Origin of the sequence: Achromobacter sp. 77, assembly GCF_020541125.1 — a bacterium.
In the GTDB taxonomy this organism is placed as follows: domain Bacteria; phylum Pseudomonadota; class Gammaproteobacteria; order Burkholderiales; family Burkholderiaceae_B; genus Achromobacter; species Achromobacter mucicolens.
The window spans coordinates 5,486,605-5,507,412 of record NZ_CP059848.1; the positions used below are offsets into that span (position 1 = coordinate 5,486,605).

23 protein-coding genes and 1 pseudogene are annotated in these 20,808 nt (G+C 64.3%); 14 read left to right on the forward strand and 10 right to left on the reverse strand.

What is annotated here, in order from left to right:
• Nucleotides 1-23: 23 nt before the first annotated feature.
• A complete protein-coding gene (rsmB, locus tag H4P35_RS25290) occupies nucleotides 24-1,361 on the reverse strand; it encodes a 16S rRNA (cytosine(967)-C(5))-methyltransferase RsmB (protein ID WP_226847454.1) in 1,338 nt (445 codons plus the stop codon).
• 96 nt (nucleotides 1,362-1,457) lie between these two features.
• Here rsmB and H4P35_RS25295 point away from each other — a divergent pair.
• Nucleotides 1,458-2,055, forward strand: a pseudogene (locus H4P35_RS25295) (LysE family translocator).
• Between the two features lie 156 nt (nucleotides 2,056-2,211).
• On the forward strand, nucleotides 2,212-2,601 hold the full coding sequence (locus H4P35_RS25300) for a hypothetical protein (RefSeq protein WP_226847458.1): 390 nt from the start codon (nucleotides 2,212-2,214) through the stop codon (nucleotides 2,599-2,601).
• Between the two features lie 29 nt (nucleotides 2,602-2,630).
• Here the strand turns inward: H4P35_RS25300 and H4P35_RS25305 are convergent, their stop codons facing one another.
• Entirely contained in the window at nucleotides 2,631-3,245 is a 615-nt protein-coding gene (locus H4P35_RS25305; RefSeq protein ID WP_223573482.1) for a hypothetical protein, read from the reverse strand.
• Nucleotides 3,242-4,399, reverse strand: coding sequence for an AAA family ATPase (locus H4P35_RS25310; protein ID WP_223573484.1), 1,158 nt, complete (start codon nucleotides 4,397-4,399; stop codon nucleotides 3,242-3,244). Before H4P35_RS25310 ends, H4P35_RS25305 begins: the two co-directional genes overlap by 4 nt.
• Before the next feature lie 713 nt (nucleotides 4,400-5,112).
• Here H4P35_RS25310 and H4P35_RS25315 point away from each other — a divergent pair.
• Both H4P35_RS25315 and rimO read left to right on the forward strand, forming a co-directional pair.
• A complete protein-coding gene (locus H4P35_RS25315; RefSeq protein WP_063952133.1) occupies nucleotides 5,113-5,364 on the forward strand; it encodes a DNA-binding transcriptional regulator in 252 nt (83 codons plus the stop codon).
• 142 nt (nucleotides 5,365-5,506) lie between these two features.
• A complete protein-coding gene (rimO, locus tag H4P35_RS25320) occupies nucleotides 5,507-6,853 on the forward strand; it encodes a 30S ribosomal protein S12 methylthiotransferase RimO (protein WP_062839051.1) in 1,347 nt (448 codons plus the stop codon).
• A gap of 134 nt (nucleotides 6,854-6,987) precedes the next feature.
• Here rimO and H4P35_RS25325 read toward each other — a convergent pair whose 3' ends face one another.
• A complete protein-coding gene (locus tag H4P35_RS25325; RefSeq protein ID WP_062838961.1) occupies nucleotides 6,988-7,548 on the reverse strand; it encodes a bacterioferritin in 561 nt (186 codons plus the stop codon).
• 234 nt (nucleotides 7,549-7,782) lie between these two features.
• Between H4P35_RS25325 and H4P35_RS25330 the strand changes: the two genes are divergently transcribed.
• The 5 genes from H4P35_RS25330 (at nucleotide 7,783) to H4P35_RS25350 (ending at nucleotide 10,848) form a co-directional block, all read left to right on the forward strand.
• A complete protein-coding gene (locus tag H4P35_RS25330) occupies nucleotides 7,783-8,373 on the forward strand; it encodes a TIGR00730 family Rossman fold protein (protein WP_056319681.1) in 591 nt (196 codons plus the stop codon).
• Between the two features lie 35 nt (nucleotides 8,374-8,408).
• Entirely contained in the window at nucleotides 8,409-8,975 is a 567-nt protein-coding gene (locus H4P35_RS25335; protein WP_226847460.1) for a hypothetical protein, read from the forward strand.
• Nucleotides 8,976-9,045: 70 nt separating this feature from the next.
• Nucleotides 9,046-9,672 (forward strand): HAD hydrolase-like protein, encoded by a 627-nt coding sequence (locus H4P35_RS25340; RefSeq protein ID WP_056319675.1) that lies wholly within the window; start codon nucleotides 9,046-9,048, stop codon nucleotides 9,670-9,672.
• Nucleotides 9,673-9,684: 12 nt separating this feature from the next.
• Nucleotides 9,685-10,311: a pyridoxamine 5'-phosphate oxidase family protein gene (locus H4P35_RS25345; protein WP_226847462.1), complete on the forward strand. Its 627-nt coding sequence runs from the start codon at nucleotides 9,685-9,687 to the stop codon at nucleotides 10,309-10,311.
• A gap of 15 nt (nucleotides 10,312-10,326) precedes the next feature.
• Nucleotides 10,327-10,848, forward strand: a complete 522-nt coding sequence (locus H4P35_RS25350; protein ID WP_226847464.1) for a class IV adenylate cyclase — start codon at nucleotides 10,327-10,329, stop codon at nucleotides 10,846-10,848.
• 19 nt (nucleotides 10,849-10,867) lie between these two features.
• Here H4P35_RS25350 and fmt read toward each other — a convergent pair whose 3' ends face one another.
• A complete protein-coding gene (fmt, locus tag H4P35_RS25355; RefSeq protein WP_152382873.1) occupies nucleotides 10,868-11,809 on the reverse strand; it encodes a methionyl-tRNA formyltransferase in 942 nt (313 codons plus the stop codon).
• Between the two features lie 14 nt (nucleotides 11,810-11,823).
• Entirely contained in the window at nucleotides 11,824-12,336 is a 513-nt protein-coding gene (def, locus tag H4P35_RS25360) for a peptide deformylase (RefSeq protein ID WP_152382874.1), read from the reverse strand.
• A gap of 230 nt (nucleotides 12,337-12,566) precedes the next feature.
• Here def and dprA point away from each other — a divergent pair, with 230 nt between their 5' ends.
• From dprA to H4P35_RS25375, 3 genes are all read left to right on the forward strand, one after another.
• Nucleotides 12,567-13,679 carry a DNA-processing protein DprA gene (gene dprA, locus H4P35_RS25365; RefSeq protein WP_226847466.1) on the forward strand — a complete coding sequence of 371 codons (1,113 nt, stop codon included), beginning with the start codon at nucleotides 12,567-12,569 and terminating at the stop codon, nucleotides 13,677-13,679.
• 93 nt (nucleotides 13,680-13,772) lie between these two features.
• Nucleotides 13,773-14,681, forward strand: a complete 909-nt coding sequence (locus H4P35_RS25370) for a hydroxymethylglutaryl-CoA lyase (RefSeq protein WP_056319662.1) — start codon at nucleotides 13,773-13,775, stop codon at nucleotides 14,679-14,681.
• A gap of 39 nt (nucleotides 14,682-14,720) precedes the next feature.
• Nucleotides 14,721-15,194 carry a hypothetical protein gene (locus H4P35_RS25375; protein ID WP_152382877.1) on the forward strand — a complete coding sequence of 158 codons (474 nt, stop codon included), beginning with the start codon at nucleotides 14,721-14,723 and terminating at the stop codon, nucleotides 15,192-15,194.
• A 70-nt stretch (nucleotides 15,195-15,264) separates the two neighbouring features.
• Here H4P35_RS25375 and H4P35_RS25380 read toward each other — a convergent pair whose 3' ends face one another.
• Nucleotides 15,265-16,281 carry an amino acid ABC transporter substrate-binding protein gene (locus tag H4P35_RS25380; RefSeq protein WP_175156586.1) on the reverse strand — a complete coding sequence of 339 codons (1,017 nt, stop codon included), beginning with the start codon at nucleotides 16,279-16,281 and terminating at the stop codon, nucleotides 15,265-15,267.
• Between the two features lie 172 nt (nucleotides 16,282-16,453).
• Nucleotides 16,454-17,695 carry a PLP-dependent aminotransferase family protein gene (locus H4P35_RS25385; RefSeq protein ID WP_180097249.1) on the reverse strand — a complete coding sequence of 414 codons (1,242 nt, stop codon included), beginning with the start codon at nucleotides 17,693-17,695 and terminating at the stop codon, nucleotides 16,454-16,456.
• Between the two features lie 212 nt (nucleotides 17,696-17,907).
• Between H4P35_RS25385 and H4P35_RS25390 the strand changes: the two genes are divergently transcribed.
• Both H4P35_RS25390 and H4P35_RS25395 read left to right on the forward strand, forming a co-directional pair.
• Complete coding sequence (locus tag H4P35_RS25390; protein ID WP_226847468.1) at nucleotides 17,908-18,627, forward strand: YggS family pyridoxal phosphate-dependent enzyme; 720 nt, start codon at nucleotides 17,908-17,910, stop codon at nucleotides 18,625-18,627.
• Nucleotides 18,628-18,782: 155 nt separating this feature from the next.
• Entirely contained in the window at nucleotides 18,783-19,751 is a 969-nt protein-coding gene (locus H4P35_RS25395) for a tripartite tricarboxylate transporter substrate binding protein (RefSeq protein ID WP_226847469.1), read from the forward strand.
• Between the two features lie 174 nt (nucleotides 19,752-19,925).
• Here the strand turns inward: H4P35_RS25395 and H4P35_RS25400 are convergent, their stop codons facing one another.
• Together H4P35_RS25400 and H4P35_RS25405 are read right to left on the reverse strand one after the other, a co-directional pair.
• Nucleotides 19,926-20,321 carry an Hsp20/alpha crystallin family protein gene (locus H4P35_RS25400; RefSeq protein ID WP_056319645.1) on the reverse strand — a complete coding sequence of 132 codons (396 nt, stop codon included), beginning with the start codon at nucleotides 20,319-20,321 and terminating at the stop codon, nucleotides 19,926-19,928.
• Nucleotides 20,322-20,353: 32 nt separating this feature from the next.
• On the reverse strand, nucleotides 20,354-20,797 hold the full coding sequence (locus tag H4P35_RS25405; protein ID WP_175156588.1) for an Hsp20/alpha crystallin family protein: 444 nt from the start codon (nucleotides 20,795-20,797) through the stop codon (nucleotides 20,354-20,356).
• Nucleotides 20,798-20,808 lie beyond the last annotated feature (11 nt).

Genomic DNA, 20,808 nt, shown 5'->3' on the forward strand with positions numbered 1-20,808 from the left:
GTCATGCCCCTATTCTTCGGGATTCAGGACTGCTTGGCAAACAAGGCGTAGAAAAACCCGTCGTGTTGCGCCGCGGGTGTTGCATCGACCGCAACTGGCAGCAATTGGCCCGGTGCCTCCAGGCGGGTTGCGTCGGGGTGGCGCTGCAGAAACTCCAGGGCCTGGCGCGTGCCTTCGATCGGAAAGACCGAGCATGTCACATAGAGCAGGCGGCCGCCCGGCGCCACGGTGGACCAGAGCGCGTCCAGGATCCGGGTCTGCAGGCTGGCCGTGCGGCGCAGGTCGTTCTCGCGGCGCAGCCAGCGGATGTCGGGGTGACGCCGCACGATGCCCGACGCCGTGCAGGGCACGTCGGCCAGCACCGCGTCAAAGGGCTTGCCGTCCCACCAGGCATCCAGGTCGGCCGCATCGGCCGCCTTGAGCCGGACGTGACCGCCGCCCAATCCCAGCCGCGCCAGGTTCTGTTCCACGCGGGCAAGCCGGTCGGCATCGGCGTCCAGGGCAAGCAGGTCGATATCGGCCAGCTCCAGCAGATGCGCCGTCTTGCCGCCCGGCGCCGAGCACGCGTCCAGCACCCGCATGCCGTTCGCGGGCGCCAGCAATTCCGCGGCGAGCTGCGCGCCCGCGTCCTGCACCGACCACCAGCCCTCGGCAAAGCCGGGCAACTGCGTCACCGGTTTGGGCGTGGCGAGCACCACGCCCGACTGACCCACCGGCTCGGCCGCCAGGCCCGCATCGGCAAACGCCGCCAGCACCTGTTCGCGGGTGGCGCGCCGGCGGTTCACCCGCAGCGTCAGCGGGGCCGGCAGGTTGGAGGCGGCCAGGATGTCACGCCATTGCTTGGGATAGGCCACGGTCAGCTGCTTGACCCACCAGCCGGGATGATTGAATTGCGCCTCGGGGCTGTCGGCCACCGCGGCTTCAAGCGCGGCGCGTTCGCGCAGGAAGCGGCGCAGGCAGGCGTTGAGCATGCCCTTGTACGACGCCAGGGCGCGCGAGCCGGCGGCCGCGGTCACCGCCTGGTCGACGACCGTGTGCGGGGCGTAGACCGGCATGCCGGGCAAGGCCACGGCCGCATCGCCCTCTTCCTTGAGCAGCGTCAGCGACACCAGCAGCAGGGACTCGAACAGCACGCTGGGATAGCGCTGCACCATCTCGCGCCCGACCGCATCGGCCCAACCCAGGTAGCGCATCGCATGAAACGACACGGCCTGCGTCGCCGGACGCAGCGCGGCGTCCACGTCGGCCAGCGCCTCGGTGAGCGAACGGCCGTCGAGCACATCCTCCACCACTTCCGCGCTGGCAAGAAGGACTGAAGAGAGCGGAGGAGCCAGATTGGGGGAGTCGGAACGCGTGGACATGGGGCGAAATCAAAGAGTAAGACCGCTATGGTAGCCCGGACCTGGACGAGAGGGCGGCGGGCGCGGCACACTGGCTGCCTGCCCCGGAGCCCGATCATGACCCTTGCCACGCTGCTGCTGTTCGTCCTGGCCTCTGCCGTCGCCATCATCACGCCCGGTCCCACCGTGCTTCTCGCCCTGTCCAACGGCTCGCGCCACGGCGTGCGCGCCGCGTGCTGGGGCATGGGCGGCGCCGTGCTGGCGGATCTGGTCCTGATCGGCGCGGTGGCCTGCGGCCTGGGCGTGCTGCTGGCGGCCTCCGAGGTCGCCTTCCAGATCGTCAAATGGGCGGGCGCGGCGTATCTGGCGTGGCTGGGCGTCAAGCTCCTGCGTTCGGACGCGGCGCTGACCCTGCCGTCCGAGCGCCCCCGAGACGCCCGTCCGGACGGCCGGGCCCTTGGCATGCGCAGCTTCGTCGTGGCGCTGACCAACCCCAAGGCCCTGCTTTTCATGTCGGCCTTTCTGCCCCAGTTCATCAACCCCGCGGCGCCGCTGCCCGCCCAATACGCCATCCTGGCCGGGATCCTGGCACTGCTGAACGTGGCGACGATGCTGGCGTACGCCACCCTGGGCGCCCAGATGGTCCGCGCCTTCCAGGCGGGCGGCCTGCGGTCTGGCGGGGACGCTGGCGCTGTACCGGCGCGCTAGCACCTGAGGTGCGGCCCCGGGTCGCTAACCGCTTGCGCGTGAAAGCGTTTATGTTGTGCAAGAGAGCTGACGCAGAGCTTGCCTGCTAGCGGCAGTTCGAGCAACACGCAACGACAATCCCCTTATCGGTGCCGACATTGATGTCGATGCTCTAGTTAAGCAAGTGTTCGATGAACGGTCGGCCCGATACAGCGATTTTTTATCGACATTTGCAGTAGGTTTTCAGCAAACAGAACTGCAAATGCATAAATGGATCCTGTTCGCACTGTTAACCACGAGCACTGAACATCTGAAACAGGGGCTGAAGCATCGCGAAATCAAGACAATCTTGCGAGAAAAGCATCCCAGAGAGCGCGAGGTGAATTCGGGCAATATCACCGAGTCACTTCAGTCAACAGCCTCCCTGCAGGTGAAGCGCAATATTATGCCTATCATCGTTGACTATGACCAGTCCAGCAAGCCGCTCTATGTTGTAGACAAGGGCTTCTTAATCTGGCTCCACCACCAAGACGCGGAGCACCTCCTCGAGGAAATCGGTCTTACATTCAATTAACTCATACACCATTAATTTCTAACCACGAACTATCGCAGATTCTCCTTCTCGAGAACCGCGGTCAGCCTTGGAAGGGCTCGAGCCAAACTTGGAGATCTTTCGATGGCCCGGTCGATGCACCAGTGGTCCCGGACAAACTCGGCCAGACGCAAGTTGTACCCTAAGCCTACGAGCGCTTTAGACCCTCGAGGAGCAAGCATCTCCTCTCGTAGCTCCCGGCTTTTACCACTCGCAACTAGACCTAAAAGTATCCTTTTTGGATCCGTTGCATCATCTGGATGTCGCGGGAACTTCGCTTGATTAATTCTAGCGAATCTGGCGAAGCCAACGTCATCCGCAAGAATCCAAGCCTCAGCCTCTTTAACCGCCAGTCGTAACAAAAGGCGTTCACTTGCCTCGCGTGGCAACCAGGCATTTAGCTGAGTCACGACGCACGGGGCCTGATCGGCATCAGCGATCATCAAAACCGGCATGATTTTCTTCGCGACATTGTTCATGGATGCGATCCTCTTCTTAAACGGATCCGCACCGCCAGCAATTAATCGCTGTGAAATCGTCGTTCGGGTCCCTGTGTAGCGAACTAACGCCTCGCCCACCGAACAACATAGATCATCCTCGCCGACTACAAAAATAGTACCGCTCATAGGAACAGACCCAGTTGGTCGACTCCCACCGGGCGAGTTTTTGGCAAAAGTACATCTGCCGGAGAAAGCCCTTCCTGCATCAGCTTCAGCTCCGTAGCGTCTGCAATTCTAGCAAGCGTACCGTCAGGCGCAGGCTCTAGTAAGACGATAGCGCGGCCATCCAAAGGGTTTCCCAGGAGGGCTTCACTATGGGTAGTGATGATTACTTGTCTACCGAAAGCTTTCTGTTTACGAAGCACTCTATCGATCATCAGCGGAATATGAGCAACAATTGCGTCATTCAAAGATAGCTCGGGCTCCTCTAGCAGCAAGAGAGAATTGCTTTCTTGGAGCATCCACAGAAGGCCAAGCAGACGTAATGTGCCGTCAGAAAACTGATCTTCCCGCTGCCACGCCCCGTGCGTGCGCCAATGTTGATAGGAGGCCATGAGGTGGGGCAACCCAGTGATCTTGTCCTGTTCGAACTTGAGTTGATTGAACTGCGGCACCGCTTTCTCTAGCGACTGCTGAATTCTTCGTAATCTTGCATCCCGCGTTTTCTGTGGAGTTTTAGCGATCCGTTGTAAGAGCCCCTGCCCGAAAGGGTCGCCTTCCACAATTCGACTAGCGATCTCCGCGTGCTTCAATAACTGCGGAACAAGATGGAGATAAGTTGTCTCGCTGAAGAAATCCGCCACCTCTCGAAATGCCGTGTTCGAATTAATCTGTTCAATGGCAGTTTGGGTGCGCCGCAGCACATCCTTACCATCAGCTTTATCAGGTCGACTGAGTACAGGCTCCGATCGTCCCGCACGCCTTACAATTTCTCGCGTAACTAAAACGCGATGCAACCCCTTTCCTTCCGGCTTGAACGCCAGCGTGTATTCCCAAGTCGGGGCCGAATCCGCGTCTTCTGAAATTTCGACATGAATTTCAATTTCATTGTCGGTTCGGGCTTGTAAACAACGCAGTTTTTTCAGCCCTCCACGATCTTCAATGGCTTTCTGCAGCCCACCTCCTGCTGTTCTGCATACATCGCGGAGAAACCGGAATACATCTAGCAGATTTGATTTACCAGATGCATTCGCGCCTATCACGTACGTGCGGTTTCGAAGAGGGATATCAAGATTCTTGAAGTTTCGCCAGTTCTTTAACTTCAATCGCGTGATGAGCATGGGGGTTCCGAGATCAGGTGACAGCGAGATGGGCTGGGCCCGCCCCGCCTCTAACAAATTCAGTTTGCGGCCAGTTTACTGTCCGGAACCAAATTCCGGTATCGATCTATGCCGCAGCGAACTGGATTTGAGGCGAGGTGACCATCGCTCTATGCCGCCGCCTCGTGCCATTGACTTAAACTGCTACTCTAGTCCGGTGCGGCTTTCATAGACTTGCGATATCTCACGCCTCGGGTGTCTCGCCAATCGTTTGGAACGCGTAGAACTGCGACGGCTGCGCGGGGCCCGCAGACAGGCCTGCATAGTACTCGGCATGATGCCAAATCTTCCGCATCCACGGAAAATCGTACGACAACTGCTTTGTTGACCCTCGCAACCTCTGCAAAATCTGTGCTATCGACTGAACCAAGCGGTACCCTGCGCTGCTCCGGCAAGGTTGTTGCTAACCAGCGACTGAACGCGTGCTCAATGTCGGGGAAAGCGATGCCTCTCAGGGTGCTGTCGAAGAAATTGACCGTAGCACTGTTAAAGATGAGCGCTGTCCCACACGGAGCATCTAGAAGCGAGAGCAAGTTCCCCCCTTGCTTTCACTTCACTCACCTACGGCAATGCCGTATAATTCTGCGCTGCTCCGCTATCCCTATTGGTGCGGCAGCCGGCTGAATCCTGCCGGCGGGCATAACGCCGCACCGCCCCCTCCCAGTGATCGATTTATGAATAAGGCTGTTCCGCTTGCCCGGTCCGTCCGGTGGCAGGCGTCGCACATCAGCGAAGCGCGCAACCGCGTGGGCCTGCCGCAGGCCGATTTCGCGGCGTTGCTGGGCGTTAGCGTGCGTACCTTGCAGGATTGGGAACAAGGCCGGCGCAACCCTTCAGGCGCCGCGCAGACATTGCTGCGGGTTGCCATGCTGCATCCCGAAACGCTGCGCCACCTGTCCTCCGTGGACGCCCCGGCCTGGCCCTGACCCTTTGACGATTACCCCGCCGCACGCCCAATGCCCGTGCGCGAACCTACGGTGAATTAGATTGGAAGTTATTGAACATTCCCGCCCCGGCAAAGGCGCCGGCACTGCTCCCAGCAATGGCGCCGACGCGACGCTGGACGCCATCACGGCCGCCGCCCAAGAGGCCAACCCGGGGCGCGCGCCGCGCGTGGGATTCGTGTCGCTGGGCTGCCCCAAAGCCCTGGTCGACTCCGAACGCATCCTGACCCAGCTGCGCACCGAAGGCTACGAAATCACGCCGGAATACAACGGTGCCGACGTGGTCGTCGTGAACACCTGTGGCTTCATCGACAGCGCCAAGGCCGAGTCGCTGGAAGCCATCGGCGAAGCCCTTGCCGAGAACGGCAAGGTCATCGTGACCGGCTGTATGGGCGTCGAGGAATCGGTGATCCGCGACGTGCATCCCAGCGTGCTGTCGGTGACCGGTCCCCAGCAATATGAAGAGGTCGTGCGCGCCGTGCACGGCGTGGCGCCCCCGCGCACGGACCACAATCCCTACGTGGACCTGGTGCCGCCGCAGGGCGTGAAGCTCACGCCGCGCCACTATGCCTACCTGAAGATCTCCGAAGGCTGCAATCATCGCTGCAGCTTCTGCATCATCCCCTCGATGCGCGGCGACCTGGTCAGCCGTCCCGTCGGCGACGTGCTGAACGAAGCCGAGCGCCTGGTGAAGGCCGGAGTCAAAGAGCTGCTCGTGATCTCGCAGGACACCAGCGCCTACGGCGTGGACCTGAAATACCGCAGCGGTTTCTGGAACGGCCGCCCGGTCAAGACCCGCATGACCGAGCTCTGTATGGCCTTGTCCGAAATGGGCGTCTGGACGCGCCTGCATTATGTGTACCCGTACCCGCACGTCGATGAAGTGATTCCGCTGATGGCCGAGGGCAAGATTCTGCCCTATCTGGACATCCCGTTCCAGCACGCCAGTCCGCGCATCCTGAAGCTGATGAAGCGTCCGGCCTTCGAAGACAAGACGCTTGCGCGCATCAAGCGCTGGCGCGAAATCTGCCCGGACCTGACGATCCGCTCGACCTTCATCGTCGGCTTTCCCGGCGAAACCGAGGAAGACTTCCAATATCTGCTGGACTGGATGCAGGAAGCGCAGCTGGACCGCGTGGGCTGTTTCCAGTATTCGCCGGTTGAAGGCGCGCCGGCCAACCTGCTGGACGATCCGGTGCCGGACGACGTCAAGCAGGATCGCTGGGAGCGCTTCATGGCGCTGCAGCAGACCATCTCCGCCCAGCGCCTGGCGCTGAAGGTCGGCCGCGAGATCGATGTGCTGATCGACGAAGTTGACGAGGACGGCGCGGTGGGCCGCAGCGCGGGCGACGCGCCGGAAATCGACGGCTGTGTCTACGTCAGTTCGGACAAGCCCCTGCAGCCGGGCGACATGGTGCGCGTGCGCGTCACCGAGTCCGACGAGTACGACCTCTGGGCCGACGCGCTGTAATTGCAGCGCCTTCGGACAAACGCCGTCCGGCGCATCGCGCGCCGGACGGCGTTTTTCTTTGGGCGTGCAAGGGGCGGGATCCCGGCACCCCGCTGCCGCCCATCAATCCGCCCCGCGAACGGGGCGGCGCCCGATCAGGACTTGGCCAGGAAGTCCGACAGATCGTCGGCGTGTTCCTCTTCCACCGCCAGGATTTCCTCCAGCAGACGGCGCGTGGTGGAATCCTGTTCACCGATGTAATCGATCATCTGGCGATAGCTGTCGATGGCGATACGCTCGGCGATCAGGTTTTCCTTGATCATCTCTTCCAGCGAATTGCCTTCGACGTATTCGGAATGGCTGCGGTCCAGGATGCCCTTGGGCGACAGGTTCGGCTCGCCGCCCAGCTGCACGATTCGCTCGGCCAGCTTGTCGGCGTGATCCTGCTCCTGCGCAGCATGCTCGGCGAATTCGGCCGCGACCGGTTCCGCATTCAGGCCGCGGGCCATGAAGTAGTGGCGCTTGTAGCGCAGCACACAGACGATTTCCGTGGCCAGCGCTTCATTCAGCAGTTTCAGCACGGTTTCACGGTCTGCGCGATACGTGTCGGTGATGGCGCCGGATTCGATGTCCTTGCGCGCCTTGGCGCGAATCGCCTTCACGTCCATATCGAAGGGACGCTTGTTTTCCTGCGGGTTGCGGTTTGCTTGTTCCATATCGTTAGCTCCTCTAGTCCGTGAAAGCAGCACGACGCTGGACTTCCAGTCGTTTTCGCAATCTTCAGTCTACCGAGCGCGCCGGAACTTGCTGTGTCCAAACATTGCCCGCGTCTGCCCGCGGCGCTCGCCCAGGGTCTCGGGAGTCCTCCGGCAACCTTGCGTAAACTATCGGCTTCGCGAAAGGCCGCGTGACGCAATCTGTAACGCGGCCGGCAATTTCCCACCCGTTTTATGACTCTGAAGAATATCTGCGTGTATTGCGGCTCCAACCCGGGCACGCGCCCGGACTACGTCGAGCAGGCCCGCGTGCTGGCGCGCGAACTCGTCAAGCGCGACCTGGGCCTGGTGTATGGCGGATCCATCGTCGGGATCATGGGCGTGGTGGCCAACGAAGTGCTGGCCGGCGGCGGCCGCGTCATCGGCGTCATCCCCGAACTGCTTCTCAAGAAGGAACAGGCGCATCTGGGGCTGACCGAGCTGCACACGGTGCAAAACATGCACGAGCGCAAGGCGATGATGATGGAGAAGGCCGACGGCTTTGTCGCCCTGCCCGGCGGCGCCGGCACGCTGGAAGAATTCTTCGAAGTCTGGACCTGGGCGCAACTGAACATGCACCAGAAGCCCTGCGGATTGCTGAACGTGGCCGGGTACTACGATGCCCTGATGCAATTCATTGACCACTCCGTGGAAGAAGCATTCATCCGTCCCCAGCATCGCGACATGCTGGTGGTGGAAGAAGACCCTGCCTTGCTGCTGGATCGCTACGCCATCTACGAGCCGCCCAACGTCTCGAAGTGGTTCGATCCGATCCGAAAGCCCTGACCCCCACGCCAAAGACCTGAACGGAAGCCCCCGCAATGCCTACCGATTCGTTGTTCCCCGGTTGCACCGAGTCCGTATTGCGCGACTATTTTCACGCCAAGGACGAGAACCGCCCGCACTACATGGCCCGCGCCTTCGCGCCCGACGCCGTGCTGAAAATGGCCCTGCGCACGCAGGCCATCGCCTTTCCGCCTGAATCGCATGGCCTGGCCGCCATCACCGACACGCTGGTGCGCAAGTTCGGCCAGACCTACGACAACGTCTACACCTTCTACCTGTCGCGTCCCCCGGCGGACACACGTCTGCCGGATTACCACTGCGACTGGCTGGTCGGCATGACCGAAAAGGCGACCGGCAACGTGCGCGTGGGCTGTGGGCGATACGACTGGGAGTTCCAGCCCGACCCGTATCGCGCCAAGCGCCTGACCATCACGATCGAAACCATGGTGACCCTGCCCCCGGGCGATGCGTCCGCGGTGTTCGGCTGGCTGCTGGCCCTGGACTACCCCTGGAGCAGCGCAGCGCGCGTGGTCGCCGGCGCTCCGCCGCTTGAAGACCTGGCGCCGGTCGTGCACTATTTGCTTCACCCGCACGGCATGTAGGGATGCGCGACGACGCCTGTCAGCGTGGGAGAGGCGTCCCCGCCCAGCCTGCCGGCATTGGATTCAAGAATTGAAATACGACATTGCAGCCTTCGACTTCGACGGGACCCTGGCAGACACCATGCCGTGGTTCAACACCATTCTCAATACCGTCGCGGAGAAGTACAACTTCCGCAAGATCGATGCGTCCGAACGCGAAGCGCTTCGCAGCCGCGATGCGATGGAGATCCTGAAGTATCTGAACATCCCGCTATGGAAGCTGCCCGCGATCATGACGCACGTGCGCACGCTGATGCAGGAAATCGATCCCAGCGTGCAGCTGTTTGACGGCATCCCGCAAGCGTTGGCCCGCCTGAAGGCGAGCGGCCTGCGCCTGGCGGTGGTCAGCTCGAACTCCGTCGAGAACGTCAAGCGCGTGCTGGGCGAGGAAACCGCGGCGCTCTTTGACGACTACGAATGCGGCAGCGACCTGTTCGGCAAGGCCGCCAAGATCGACCGCCTGCTCAAGCAGCACGGCACGTCCCCCGAGCGGTTCCTGCTGGTGGGCGACGAAATGCGCGACATCGACGCGGCCCGCAAGGCGGGCGTGCGTGTCGGGTCGGTTGCCTGGGGCTACAACCATGTCGACGCCCTGCGCGGCCGCGGCCCCGACGAGCTGTTCCTGGCGGTTCAAGACCTTCCCAACGCACTGGCATAACGCCCAGACCCCATGCATACCGATCCCGCTCACCTGATTACCGACGCCGACGCCCTGCACGCGCTTTACGGTTCGCCCGGCGAAGCCTCCCTGAAAAAAGAGGTCGACCACGTGCATCCGCACTACCGCGCGTTCATCGAGGCCGCGCCGTTCGCGCTGCTGGCGACGGCGGGACCGGATGGGCTGGACGCCTCGCCGCGCGGCGACCCCGCCGGGTTTGTGGCGGTGGAAGATGAAAAGACGTTGCTCCTGCCCGACCGCCGCGGCAACAACCGCGTGGACAGCCTGCTCAACGTCATCGCCGATCCGCGCGTGGCCCTGCTGTTCCTCGTGCCGGGCGTGGGCGAAACGCTGCGGGTGAACGGCACGGCGCGCATCAGCGTCGACCCGGCGCTTCTGGCGCGCTTCGAGATGGACGGCAAGCTGCCCCGCTCCGTGCTGGTCATCGACGTGCAGAAGGTCTATTTCCAATGCTCGCGCGCCCTGCTGCGCTCGCGTCTCTGGGACCCGCAGACGCAGACCCCCCGCACCGCGCTGCCCAGCGTCGGCCGCATTCTGTCCGACCTGACCGCGGGCACGTTCGACGGCGTGACCTACGATCGCGAACTGCCCGCCCGCGTGGCCGGTTCGCTTTACTGATTCCGGAGCGCGGCCATGGCACGCAATGTCGAGATCAAGGCGCGGGTAGACAGCCTGGATGCCCTCGAACACCTGGCCGCGGCGCTATCGGGAAAAGAGCCGGTCTTCATCGACCAGGACGACACCTTCTTCACGTGCGCCAACGGCCGCCTGAAGCTGCGCGCCTTCGCGGACGGCTCGGGCGAGCTGATCTTCTATCGGCGCGCCGACGATAGCGGTCCCAAGGAAAGCTTCTACGTCATCTCCCCCACCGACGCGCCCGACACACTGCGCGAGGCCTTGTCGCACGCCTATGGCGTGATCGGCCGCGTCAGGAAACACCGCACGGTGTTCATGGCCGGGCGCACGCGCATCCACCTGGACCGCGTGCAGGGCCTGGGCGAATTCCTGGAGCTGGAAGTGGTGCTGCGCGACGACGAAAGCGTCGAAGCAGGCATGGAAGAGGCCCGAACGCTGATGGCCGGGCTGGGCGTCGCGCCCGAGCAGTTGCTGTCGGGCGCGTATCTGGATCTGCTGGCGGCGCGCGGCCAGGCGTGAGCCGCCTGGCGCAGCGCCGTCAGGCGGGCTGCCAGCCGCGCACGAACACATCCACCGGCTGGCGCTTGCCGCCCGCCTTTTGCAGTTCAAGCAGGCGCAGCACGCCCTGGCCAGTGGCGATGTCGATGCCCGCCGCATCGGCGCGCAGCACGCTGCCCGGCGCCGCCGTGGTGGTCTCGGCCAGCGCCTGGGCGCGCCAGACCTTCACGGCATCGGGCAGCCCCGGCAACCGGATGCTGGCGCCCGGGACGGGATTGAAAGCCCGCACGCGGCGCGCCAGCAATTGGGCGGGCTGACTGCAATCGAGCGCGGCTTCGGCCTTGTCCAGCTTGGCCGCGTAGGTCACGCCGTCTTCCGGCTGCTTGCGCGCGGTCAGGCCGCCATTAGCCAACGCATCCAGCGCCTGGACGATGGCTTCACCACCCGCCTGCGCCAACGCGTCGTGCAGCTGCGCGGCATTGGTCTCGTCCGAGATCGGCACGATGCGTTCGAGCAGCATGTCGCCCGTATCCAGGCCTTCGTCCATCTGCATGATGGTGACGCCGGTACGGGCATCGCCCGCCTCGATGGCGCGCTGGATGGGTGCGGCGCCGCGCCAGCGCGGCAAAAGGCTGGCGTGGATGTTCAGGCAGCCCAGACGCGGCAGATCCAGCACCCATTGCGGCAGGATCAATCCGTACGCGGCCACCACCATGACATCGGGCGCCACGTTTTCCAGCAACGCACGGGCCTCGGCGGCCTCGTCCGGATAGCGTCCATCCAGCCGCAGGCTGCGCGGCTGAGCCACGGCAATGCCGGCATCCAGCGCCGCCTGCTTGACCGGGCTGGGCGTGAGCTTCAGGCCCCGCCCCGCCGGCCGGTCCGGCTGCGTCATGACCAAGGGGATTTCGTGGCCCGCGGCCCGCAGGGCGTCGAACGCGATACGGGCAAATTCCGGGGTTCCGGCAAAGACGATACGCATGGACCGGCTCTCCGTCAGGCGCGCAGCGCTTCGCGCTCGGCTTTCTTGAGCTTGGTCTTGATGCGATTCTGCTTGAGGTTGGACAGGTACTCGACGAACACCTTGCCTTCCAGGTGATCGAGTTCGTGCTGCACGCAAACGGCCAGAAGACCGTCGGCCTCGAATTCGAACGGCTTGCCGTCGATGTCCAGCGCCTTGCAGCGGATGCGCGACGCGCGTTCCACTTCGTCATAGACGCCGGGAACGGACAGGCAGCCTTCTTCGTAGATCTTGTAGTCGTCGCTGCGCCAGGTGATCTCGGGGTTGATCAGCGTCAGCAGCGCATTGCTTTCCTCGGATACGTCGATCACGACGACGCGCTCATGCACGTCGACCTGGGTCGCGGCCAGGCCGACACCCGGCGCGTCGTACATGGTTTCGGCCATGTCGCGCACGAGTTGGCGGATGCGGTCGTCGACCTCGGCAACCGGCTTGGCCTTTTTGTGCAAGCGCGGATCCGGGTAGCGAAGGATGGGAAGTAAAGCCATTGAAGAGGGATCGCCAGTAGTGATGCTTGGTCGAGAGTTTAATTCATTAGAGTCTTGATTTCTAATAGTTTTCGGCTAATTCAGGGATTGCGGACATTGCTGCGGCACCGTTTTTGCAGGGGCTTTTCGCCATTTGCGCGGCCGCGCATATCTGTCCACCCCGGCCCTGATGGACGCGCGTGGCGCATGCGACACTCTCGAACCCCAGACGCCTTTTCCGCGCCCGTTTCATGCCCCTCACGCAATCGCCTGAAGAACTCGCCGCCTGGCTGCGGCTGTCCCTCGAACCCAACGTCGGTTCCGCGACCGCCTGCCAGCTGCTCGCCGCCCTTGGGCTGCCCGACCAGATCTACGCGCAGCGCGCGACCGCGCTCTCGCGGCACGTGCCGGAAGCGCTGGCGCGGCAATTGGCGGCGCCCATGCCGGCCGACATGGAAAAGCAGGTGCAGGCGGCGCTGGAATGGGTGCAGCAGCCCGGCCGTCACGTCCTCACGCTGGCCGATCCCGCCTATCCGCAAAGCCTGCTGACGATCGCCGACCCGCCCATCCTGCTGTACGTCGCCGGGGACCCCGCTTTTCTGCAGGGGCCGTCGCTGGCGGTCGTGGGCGCGCGCAATGCCACGCCCGGCGGCCAGGAAAATGCGCGCGCGTTTGCCCGGCATCTGGCGGGCAACGGCTGGCGCGTCGTCAGCGGCCTGGCGCTAGGCATCGACGCCGCCGCGCATGAAGGGGCGCTGGACGCCGGCCCGCAGGGCGCGGGCACCGTTGCGGTCATGGGAACGGGCATCGACCGCATCTACCCGGCCAGCCATCGCGACCTGGCGCACCGCATCGCCGCGCACGGTGCGCTGGTGTCGGAGCTGCCGCTGGGCACCGGCGCGCGCCCGCAGCATTTTCCCAAGCGCAACCGCATCGTGGCGGGCCTGGCGCGCGGCGTGCTGGTGGTGGAAGCGGCCAAGCAGAGCGGGTCGCTGATCACCGCGCGGCTAGCCGGAGAATGCGGACGCGAAGTCTTTGCCATCCCCGGCTCCATCCATTCGCCGTTGTCGCGCGGCTGCCATGCCTTGATCCGCCAGGGCGCCAAGCTGGTCGAAACCGCCATGGACATCACGGACGAGCTTGGCGGGGGCCCCACGCCGACGCCGCCCGCGCGCAGGCAGACACCGGCCCCGGCCCCCGCCCATCCCGTGCTCGACGCCCTGGGTTTCGACCCGCTGCATCTGGACGCGATCCAGGCGCGGTGCGGCCTGGAGACGGCCGACCTGCAGACGCATCTGGTCGAACTGGAATTGCAGGGCCGCATCGCCCGGCTGGACGATGGCCGCTACCAGCGTTTGCACTAGCACTGCAACGGGGCCGGATGCGATAGCGCTAATATGTTCGGCAGCGCCGCAGCCTTGTAGCACCGGCCTCCCAATACCGACACAGGAAGAGACATGGCATTGCCCTCCCGCGTGAAGATCGTCGAGGTATCGCCTCGCGACGGTCTGCAGAACGAAAAGGAATTCGTCCCCACCGACATCAAGGTGGAACTGGTCAACCGCCTGAGCGCCGCAGGCTTCCCCAATGTGGAAGCCGCGTCGTTCGTGTCGCCCAAATGGGTGCCGCAGATGGCCGACGGCGCCGACGTGATGGCGCGCATCGAACGCCGGCCCGGCACCATCTATTCGGTGCTGACGCCCAACATGAAGGGTTTTGAAGGGGCGCTGGCCGCCCGCGCGGACGAAATCGTGATCTTCGGCGCCGCCAGCGAGGCCTTTTCCCAAAAGAACATCAACTGCTCCATCGCCGAATCCATCGCGCGTTTCGAGCCCGTCGTGCAGGCGGCGCGCGAAGCCGGCATCCGCGTGCGCGGCAGCATCAGCTGCGCGCTGGGCTGTCCCTACCAGGGCGAAGTTCCCGTCGAGGCCGTGGTGGACGTGGCGCAGCGCTACCTGGCGATGCAGGTCGATGAGATCGACGTGGCCGACACCATCGGCGTGGGCAACCCCAAGCGTGTGCGCGAAGTGATGGCCGCCGTCACGCAGGTCGTGGACCCGGCGCGCGTGTCGGGCCATTTTCACGACACCTATGGCCAGGCGCTTGCCAACATCCTGGCAGCGTTGGAAACCAACATTTCCATCTTCCACACGTCGGTGGCCGGCCTGGGCGGCTGCCCCTACGCAAAGGGCGCCACCGGCAACGTCGCGACGGAAGACGTGCTGTACATGCTGCGCGGCCTGGACATCGACACGGGCGTGGACTTCGACGCCGTGGTCGACATCGGGCAATGGATGTCCGCGCATCTGAACCGCAAGGGCTCCAGCCGCGCCGGCAACGCCATCGCCGCCAAGCGCGCGGCCTGATCCCGCGCCGCACGCCCCCGTCCGCATGACCCGGCCCGCATGACCACCCCGACAGCCACCCGCGCGCCCGAAGACCTCGCGGCGCTGCTCCGCGCCATCGGCCCGTTGCCCCTGGCGGGCCAGGCCTGGCCGGACTGGGTGCGCATCCTGACCTGGGTGTTGCTTGCGGTGCTGGGCGTGCAGGTTGTCACCACCGCCATCCGCGCGCCCTCACAGCCCTTCGACACGCTGCTGGCAGTGGGCGTGGTGCTGTGCTTTGTGGCGCTGTTGTTTGTCTCGTGGCACATGCAGACGTCCATCACCACGATCGACGATCACGGGATCCGCCAGACATGGTTCACGCGGCGCGAAGTGGCCTGGGAAGACGTGCGCTTCGCGCGCTTCGTGCCAATGGTGTTTTCCAAGCGGCTCGTCGTCTTCACGCACCGCGGAAAGCCGGTGATTTTTCAGGGTGGCACGCGGGAACTGCGCGCGGCGTTTGTGAAAATCGGAGAGTTGTACAAGAGCGCCTGATCCCGTCCAAAGTCAGCCGGTGTCAGACACACAAGGCGCCTGACACGCAGGGGCTTTGAGACACACGGGATCAACGGATGGGCAACGCGTACATCAATCCGCCCTGCGTCCACTGCGCATTCAAGCCGCGCTTGATCTTGAGCGGGCTGCCCTCGCCCACGTTGCGCTCGAAGCTCTCGCCGTAGTTGCCCACCTGCTTGACGATGTTGTAGGCCCACTTTTCGTCCAGCCCCAGATTCGCGCCGCTACCGGGCGTCACGCCCAGGATGCGCTTGATGTTGGGATTGGCGCTCTTGGCCTGTTCGTCCACGTTCTTGGACGTGACGCCGTATTCCTCGGCTTCGATCATGGCCGACAACGACCAGCGCACGATATTCAGCCACGCGTCGTCGCCCTGCCGCACGAACGGGCCCAGCGGCTCCTTGGAGATGATCTCGGGCAGCACGACGTAGTCGTCGGGATTCTGCAACTTGGAGATGCGGATCGAGGCCAGGCCCGAGGCGTCGGTCGAGAACACGTCGCAGCGGCCCGAGGCAAACGCGTTGACAACCTCGTTGAAGGTCTCGATGACGACGGGCTTGTAGGTCACGTTGTTGGCGCGCGCCCAGTCGGCCAGGGTGTTCTCGTTGGACGTGCCGGTCTGCAGGCAGACCGTGGCGCCGTTGATTTCCTTGGCGCTTTTCACGCCCAGCGATTTGGGCACCAGAAAGCCCTGACCGTCGTAGAAATTGATGCCGGCATGAATGATGCCCAGCGCCGTGTCGCGTTGCTGCGTCACCGTGGTGTTGCGCGTCAGCACATCGACTTCGCCGGATTGCAGCGCGGTGAAGCGCTGCTGCGAATTGAGCGGCACCACCTTGATCTTGTTCGCATCGCCGAACACCGCGGCCGCGATGGCGCGGCACAGGTCCACGTCCAGGCCCTGCCATTTGCCTTGCGCATCGGGCGCGGAAAAGCCCGCAAAGCCCGTGGTCGTGCCGCATGCGACGGCGCCGCGCTGTTTCACGACGTCCAGTGTTGCGGCCTGCGCGCCCTGCACGGCTGCCATCAGAAGCGCCGCGCCCACCAACCCTTTTGCAATGTTCATGACAAGAATTCCTTTCTGCTACCGGGCGCGAAAGCGCGCCAAGGCAAGCAGCTTATAGACATGAAGCGCCCCCGCCAAATAACGGACGCTTATTTAGGTATGCCGCCGGCGCGTGCCGGCGGACCTGCGCAGAAAGGATAGCAACGCGGGGTGGGCGTGACGCTGCGCGCCGTCAAGCCGCCAGCGAAATCGACACCGGCTCGTTGGCCTGGCACGCGTCGAGCGCGCGGCCCAGGCGGACCATGCCCTGTGCGATCTGGGTTTCATTCATGGTGGCGAACGACATGCGCATGGCGAACAGATCCGCCTGCGCCGCGTCGGCGTAGAACGCCTTGCCGGGCACGTAGACGACTTCGTGCTCGATGGCGTACGGCAACAGGCGCGTCGCATCCACCTCGCCGGTCAGGCGTGCCCAGAAGAACATGCCGCCCTCGGGCTTGCTGAACGTGATGCGGCCATCCAGTTCGCGCGCCAGCGCGTCGGCCATGGCGGTGCAGCGCAAGCCGTAGGCGGCGCGGATGCGCGGCACGTGTTCGTCATAGCGGCCGTTGGCCAGATACTGGGCGACGACCTCCTGGATCCAGGCCGAGGACGCCATGTCGTCGGCGGCCTTCGCGGCGACGCAGCGGCGGCGGATTTCGGGCGGCGCGACCAGCCAGCCGATGCGCAGCGCAGGCGCCATGGTCTTGGACATGCTGGCCAGGTACACCGCCCAATGGCGGGCCTCGCCCTCGGCCAGCGCCGCGATGGGCGGCACGGCCTGCCCGGCAAAGCGCAGTTCGCTGTAAGGGTCGTCTTCGACGATCAGGAAACGGTGCTTGACCGCCAGCTCCAGCAGCCGCAGGCGGCGCGCGCGCGAAATGGTGGCGCCGCAGGGATTCGAAAACGAGGCAACCACGCAGACCATCTTGGGCTTCACGCGCGCGGCCAATTCGTCCAGCGCCTCCACGTCGATGCCATCCGGGCCCGAAGGCACGGTGTGGACCGTCGCCCCCGTGTAGCGCAAGGCCTGCACGGAGTTCGGGAAGGCCGGCGATTCGATGATGGCGTGGTCGCCAGGCTGCAGCATCACGCGGGTCAGGAGCGCCAGCGCCTGCTGCGAGCCGCCCGTCACGACCAGTTCCGTATCGGCATTGCAATGCAGGCCACGCGCCGCGGACAGGCGCGCCAGCTCATGCCGCAGGCTGGCCTGGCCGTCGATGTTGGAATACTGCAGGCAGGCGCCCAGCCGGGCCATGACCTGCGTGGACGCGATCGACAAGCCGTCGACGTCGAACAATTCCTGCGCCGGATATCCGCCAGCCAGCGAAATGGTGCCCGGACGCATGGCGTAGGGCATGAGCGATCGGATGGGCGAGGCGGGAGGGTTCAGGAACGGCGTGGCAAAGACGTATTCGGGCGCTGCACTGGACATGGCGGAAGGGCTGAGTAGGAGGGGGGATCGTGTCGCCCGAATGGGCGGCGCCGGACGGCATAGAACTTTGAAATATAAACAAATCTCCGCAAATTCTAAGCCTGCCCCTCTGACAGGGTCAACGCCAGCCTTGCCCGGTTATTGGTCCGCGCGCCGACAAGCGCCAAAACACGTCCTACACTATGGGACATCCTGTTTTCCCAGAGAGCTGCATGACCGCCGACGACACCATGGCCGGGCGCCTCGCCCGGATCCAGCAACGCATCCGAGAGGCCTGCGAACGGGCGGGCCGTCCTCCTGGCAGCGTGACCCTGCTGCCCGTCAGCAAAACCTTTGGCGAGGACGCCATCCGCGAAGCGATGGCGCTGGGCCTGACCCGCTTTGGCGAGAACAAGACCCAGGAGATCCGCCAGAAGGCCGAGGCGCTGGCAGGTTTGGGGCTGCAATGGGTGCTGATCGGGCACCTGCAGACCAACAAGGCCAAGGACGCCGCGCGCGATGCGTCGGAAGTCCAATCCCTGGACCGCGTGGAACTGGCCGATGCCCTGCACCGCCGCCTGCAGACTGCGGGCCGCACGCTGGACGTGCTGGTGCAGGTCAAGACCTCGTCCGAACCCAGCAAGTACGGGATGGCGCTCGAAGAGGTCGGCCCGTTCCTGCGCCGCATCGCCGCCGACTATCCCACGCTGCGCGTGCAGGGGCTGATGACATTGGCGGTCAACTCCCCCAATGCCGATGAAGTCCGTGCCTGCTTTCGCGCGCTGCGCGAGCTGCGCGATGGACTGGCAAAAGAGAACATCCCCGGCGTTTCGCTGGACCGTCTGTCGATGGGCATGAGCGGCGACTTCGAACTGGCCATCGAGGAGGGCTCGACCGAGGTCCGCATCGGCTCGGCCATCTTCGGCGCGCGAAGTTATCCGGATCCGCAATAAGACGGAGATGCGGGAGTTTGAGGGGGCCCAATGCACGGGCCCCTTTTTGCGCAGGCGCAAGGCATAATAGCCACGCAAAAAATATGCGGCGTAAGTTGACGTCGATCAACGACGCAAGCGCCGCGCTCACGATATCCCGCACGAGGAGACACTTCATGCACAAGCACGCAAAGCGCCTGCTGGCGCTTGCCGCCCTGTCGCTGGCCGCCACCGCGGCATCCGCCCAATCCTGGCCCACGCAACCGGTCCGCTGGATCGTTCCCTACCCCGCCGGCGGCGGTACCGACGTGGTGGCCCGCACCGTGGCCAGCAGCCTGGAAAAGACGCTGGGCCAGACCATCGTTGTCGAGAACCGTCCGGGCGCCGGCACCATCATCGGCGCCACGGCCATCGCCCAGGCCGAACCCAACGGCTATCTGGTGGGCACGGCGGACTCCGGCACGCTGGCCTTCAACTCGTCGCTCTACGCCAAGCTGTCCTACGACCCCGCCAAGTTCACCTACATCGGCGGCATCGCCAAGTTCCCGCTGCTGCTGGCCGTAAACGTCAATTCGCCGTACAAGACGGTCGAAGACGTACTCGCTGCCGCCAAGAAGGAACCGGGCAAGCTGACCTCGGCATCCGCCGGCGCGGGCTCGCCGCATCACCTGGCGCTGGAGCTCTTCAAGCAACGCACGGGCGCCAACGTGCTGCACGTTCCGTACAAGGGCGCGGCGCCCGCCATCCAGGATCTGTTGGGCGGCCAGGTGGACATGATGTTCATCGACCTGGGCTCGGGCCTGCCCAACGTCAAGGCCGGCAAGCTGCGCGTGCTGGCCGCCGCCACGCCCGAGCGCGTGACGGTGCTGCCGGATGTCCCGACGATGGCCGAACAGGGCGTGGCCAATTTCACGGCCTACGCCTGGCAAGGCCTGGTCGGCCCGGCCGGCCTGCCGGAAGCCGTCGTCAAGAAGCTGTCGACCGACCTGGACGCCACGCTCAAGTCGCCCGCGGTCTCGCAGAAGATGCTGGACATGGGCGTCATCCCCATGCCGATGTCGGCGCAGGACTTCAAGACGTATGCCGATCAGGAGCGCAGCGCCTGGGCCGACGTCATCAAGAAGGCGAACATCAAGCTGGAGTGATCGCTCCGGCGCCATCCGGCAAGGCAAAAAGCCGCGGTCATTCGACCGCGGCTTTTTCATGGGCCTGCTTGGAATGGTGTCAGACACCCGGCGCAGACAGTCCCCATTTGCCGTGGAGACTCGTCAGGTGCCCGATACGCGTGGGCCGCGCCAAACGGCGTCCCGACACCCGAATCACCCCGCTACGACAGGAATCTGCCGCGGCTGCGCCTCACGCACGCGCGGAATGCGCAGCGTCAGAAGGCCCTGCTTCAGGCTCGCGCTGATCTGCGCGCGGTCGAACTCCTGCCCCAGCCGGAACGCCCGGCGAAAGAGCGGCGCGCGCATTTCACCCAGCACCAGCCGCAGGTCGCTCGGCGTCTCGACCGAGGCCTCGCCCTCGATCTGCAGCACGTCGGCCTCGACGTTGATGCGCAGCCTTTCCTTGGACACGCCCGGCAGGTCCGCAAGCAGCGTAATGCCTTCCTTGTCCTCGTAGATGTCCACGGCCGGCACGGTCACCCCGCGTCCGTCGCGCTTTTCGGAGACGGCCGCTTCGGCGGGCACGGTCAGGTCTTTGCGTTCATTCATGATCGTTACTCCTATGCGGTTGCGTTGGCGGGTCACTGCACGGTCACGGTGCGCGGCTTGGCCGATTCCTTACGCTTGATCGAAATGGCCAGGCAGCCGTCCGTGTAACGCGCCTGCACATTGTCCGGATCGGCGTCGGCAGGCAGCTCGATAACGCGCGTGTAACGGCCCTGCGTACGCTCGCGCGCGTAGTAGCGGGCGCCTTCGGGCAGGTCCTGCGGCTTGCGCTCGCCGCTGATGGTCAACAGGCTTTTTTCGATCGACACGTTCAAGCCATCCGGATCCACACCGGGAATGAACGCAACGACTTCGATCGAATCGCCGGACACCCCGACGTTGACGGGCGGAAAGTACCCCTGGGGCGTGGCGCGCAAGGCGGCAGGCACCCCAGCGCCGCGCAGCACGCGGCCCATGTGTTCCTGAATGGCGTCAAAGGCCGACGCGAAGCCGCTGTCGTTGAACGGAAAGTTGCTCATGAAGGTCTCCT

What these genes read in the sequence shown, in the direction of transcription:
- H4P35_RS25325 (WP_062838961.1), bottom strand. Translation starts at nt 7,548, where the DNA reads ATGGAACAAGCAAACCGCAACCCGCAGGAAAACAAGCGTCCCTTCGAT.
- H4P35_RS25405 (WP_175156588.1), bottom strand. Translation starts at nt 20,797, where the DNA reads ATGAGCAACTTTCCGTTCAACGACAGCGGCTTCGCGTCGGCCTTTGAC.
- H4P35_RS25345 (WP_226847462.1), top strand. Translation starts at nt 9,685, where the DNA reads ATGCATACCGATCCCGCTCACCTGATTACCGACGCCGACGCCCTGCAC.
- H4P35_RS25330 (WP_056319681.1), top strand. Translation starts at nt 7,783, where the DNA reads ATGACTCTGAAGAATATCTGCGTGTATTGCGGCTCCAACCCGGGCACG.
- H4P35_RS25310 (WP_223573484.1), bottom strand. Translation starts at nt 4,399, where the DNA reads ATGCTCATCACGCGATTGAAGTTAAAGAACTGGCGAAACTTCAAGAAT.
- H4P35_RS25395 (WP_226847469.1), top strand. Translation starts at nt 18,783, where the DNA reads ATGCACAAGCACGCAAAGCGCCTGCTGGCGCTTGCCGCCCTGTCGCTG.
- H4P35_RS25380 (WP_175156586.1), bottom strand. Translation starts at nt 16,281, where the DNA reads ATGAACATTGCAAAAGGGTTGGTGGGCGCGGCGCTTCTGATGGCAGCC.
- H4P35_RS25335 (WP_226847460.1), top strand. Translation starts at nt 8,409, where the DNA reads ATGCCTACCGATTCGTTGTTCCCCGGTTGCACCGAGTCCGTATTGCGC.
- H4P35_RS25385 (WP_180097249.1), bottom strand. Translation starts at nt 17,695, where the DNA reads ATGTCCAGTGCAGCGCCCGAATACGTCTTTGCCACGCCGTTCCTGAAC.
- H4P35_RS25400 (WP_056319645.1), bottom strand. Translation starts at nt 20,321, where the DNA reads ATGAATGAACGCAAAGACCTGACCGTGCCCGCCGAAGCGGCCGTCTCC.
- H4P35_RS25305 (WP_223573482.1), bottom strand. Translation starts at nt 3,245, where the DNA reads ATGAGCGGTACTATTTTTGTAGTCGGCGAGGATGATCTATGTTGTTCG.
- H4P35_RS25390 (WP_226847468.1), top strand. Translation starts at nt 17,908, where the DNA reads ATGACCGCCGACGACACCATGGCCGGGCGCCTCGCCCGGATCCAGCAA.
- def (WP_152382874.1), bottom strand. Translation starts at nt 12,336, where the DNA reads ATGGCTTTACTTCCCATCCTTCGCTACCCGGATCCGCGCTTGCACAAA.
- H4P35_RS25375 (WP_152382877.1), top strand. Translation starts at nt 14,721, where the DNA reads ATGACCACCCCGACAGCCACCCGCGCGCCCGAAGACCTCGCGGCGCTG.
- dprA (WP_226847466.1), top strand. Translation starts at nt 12,567, where the DNA reads ATGCCCCTCACGCAATCGCCTGAAGAACTCGCCGCCTGGCTGCGGCTG.
- fmt (WP_152382873.1), bottom strand. Translation starts at nt 11,809, where the DNA reads ATGCGTATCGTCTTTGCCGGAACCCCGGAATTTGCCCGTATCGCGTTC.
- H4P35_RS25350 (WP_226847464.1), top strand. Translation starts at nt 10,327, where the DNA reads ATGGCACGCAATGTCGAGATCAAGGCGCGGGTAGACAGCCTGGATGCC.
- H4P35_RS25370 (WP_056319662.1), top strand. Translation starts at nt 13,773, where the DNA reads ATGGCATTGCCCTCCCGCGTGAAGATCGTCGAGGTATCGCCTCGCGAC.
- rsmB (WP_226847454.1), bottom strand. Translation starts at nt 1,361, where the DNA reads ATGTCCACGCGTTCCGACTCCCCCAATCTGGCTCCTCCGCTCTCTTCA.
- H4P35_RS25315 (WP_063952133.1), top strand. Translation starts at nt 5,113, where the DNA reads ATGAATAAGGCTGTTCCGCTTGCCCGGTCCGTCCGGTGGCAGGCGTCG.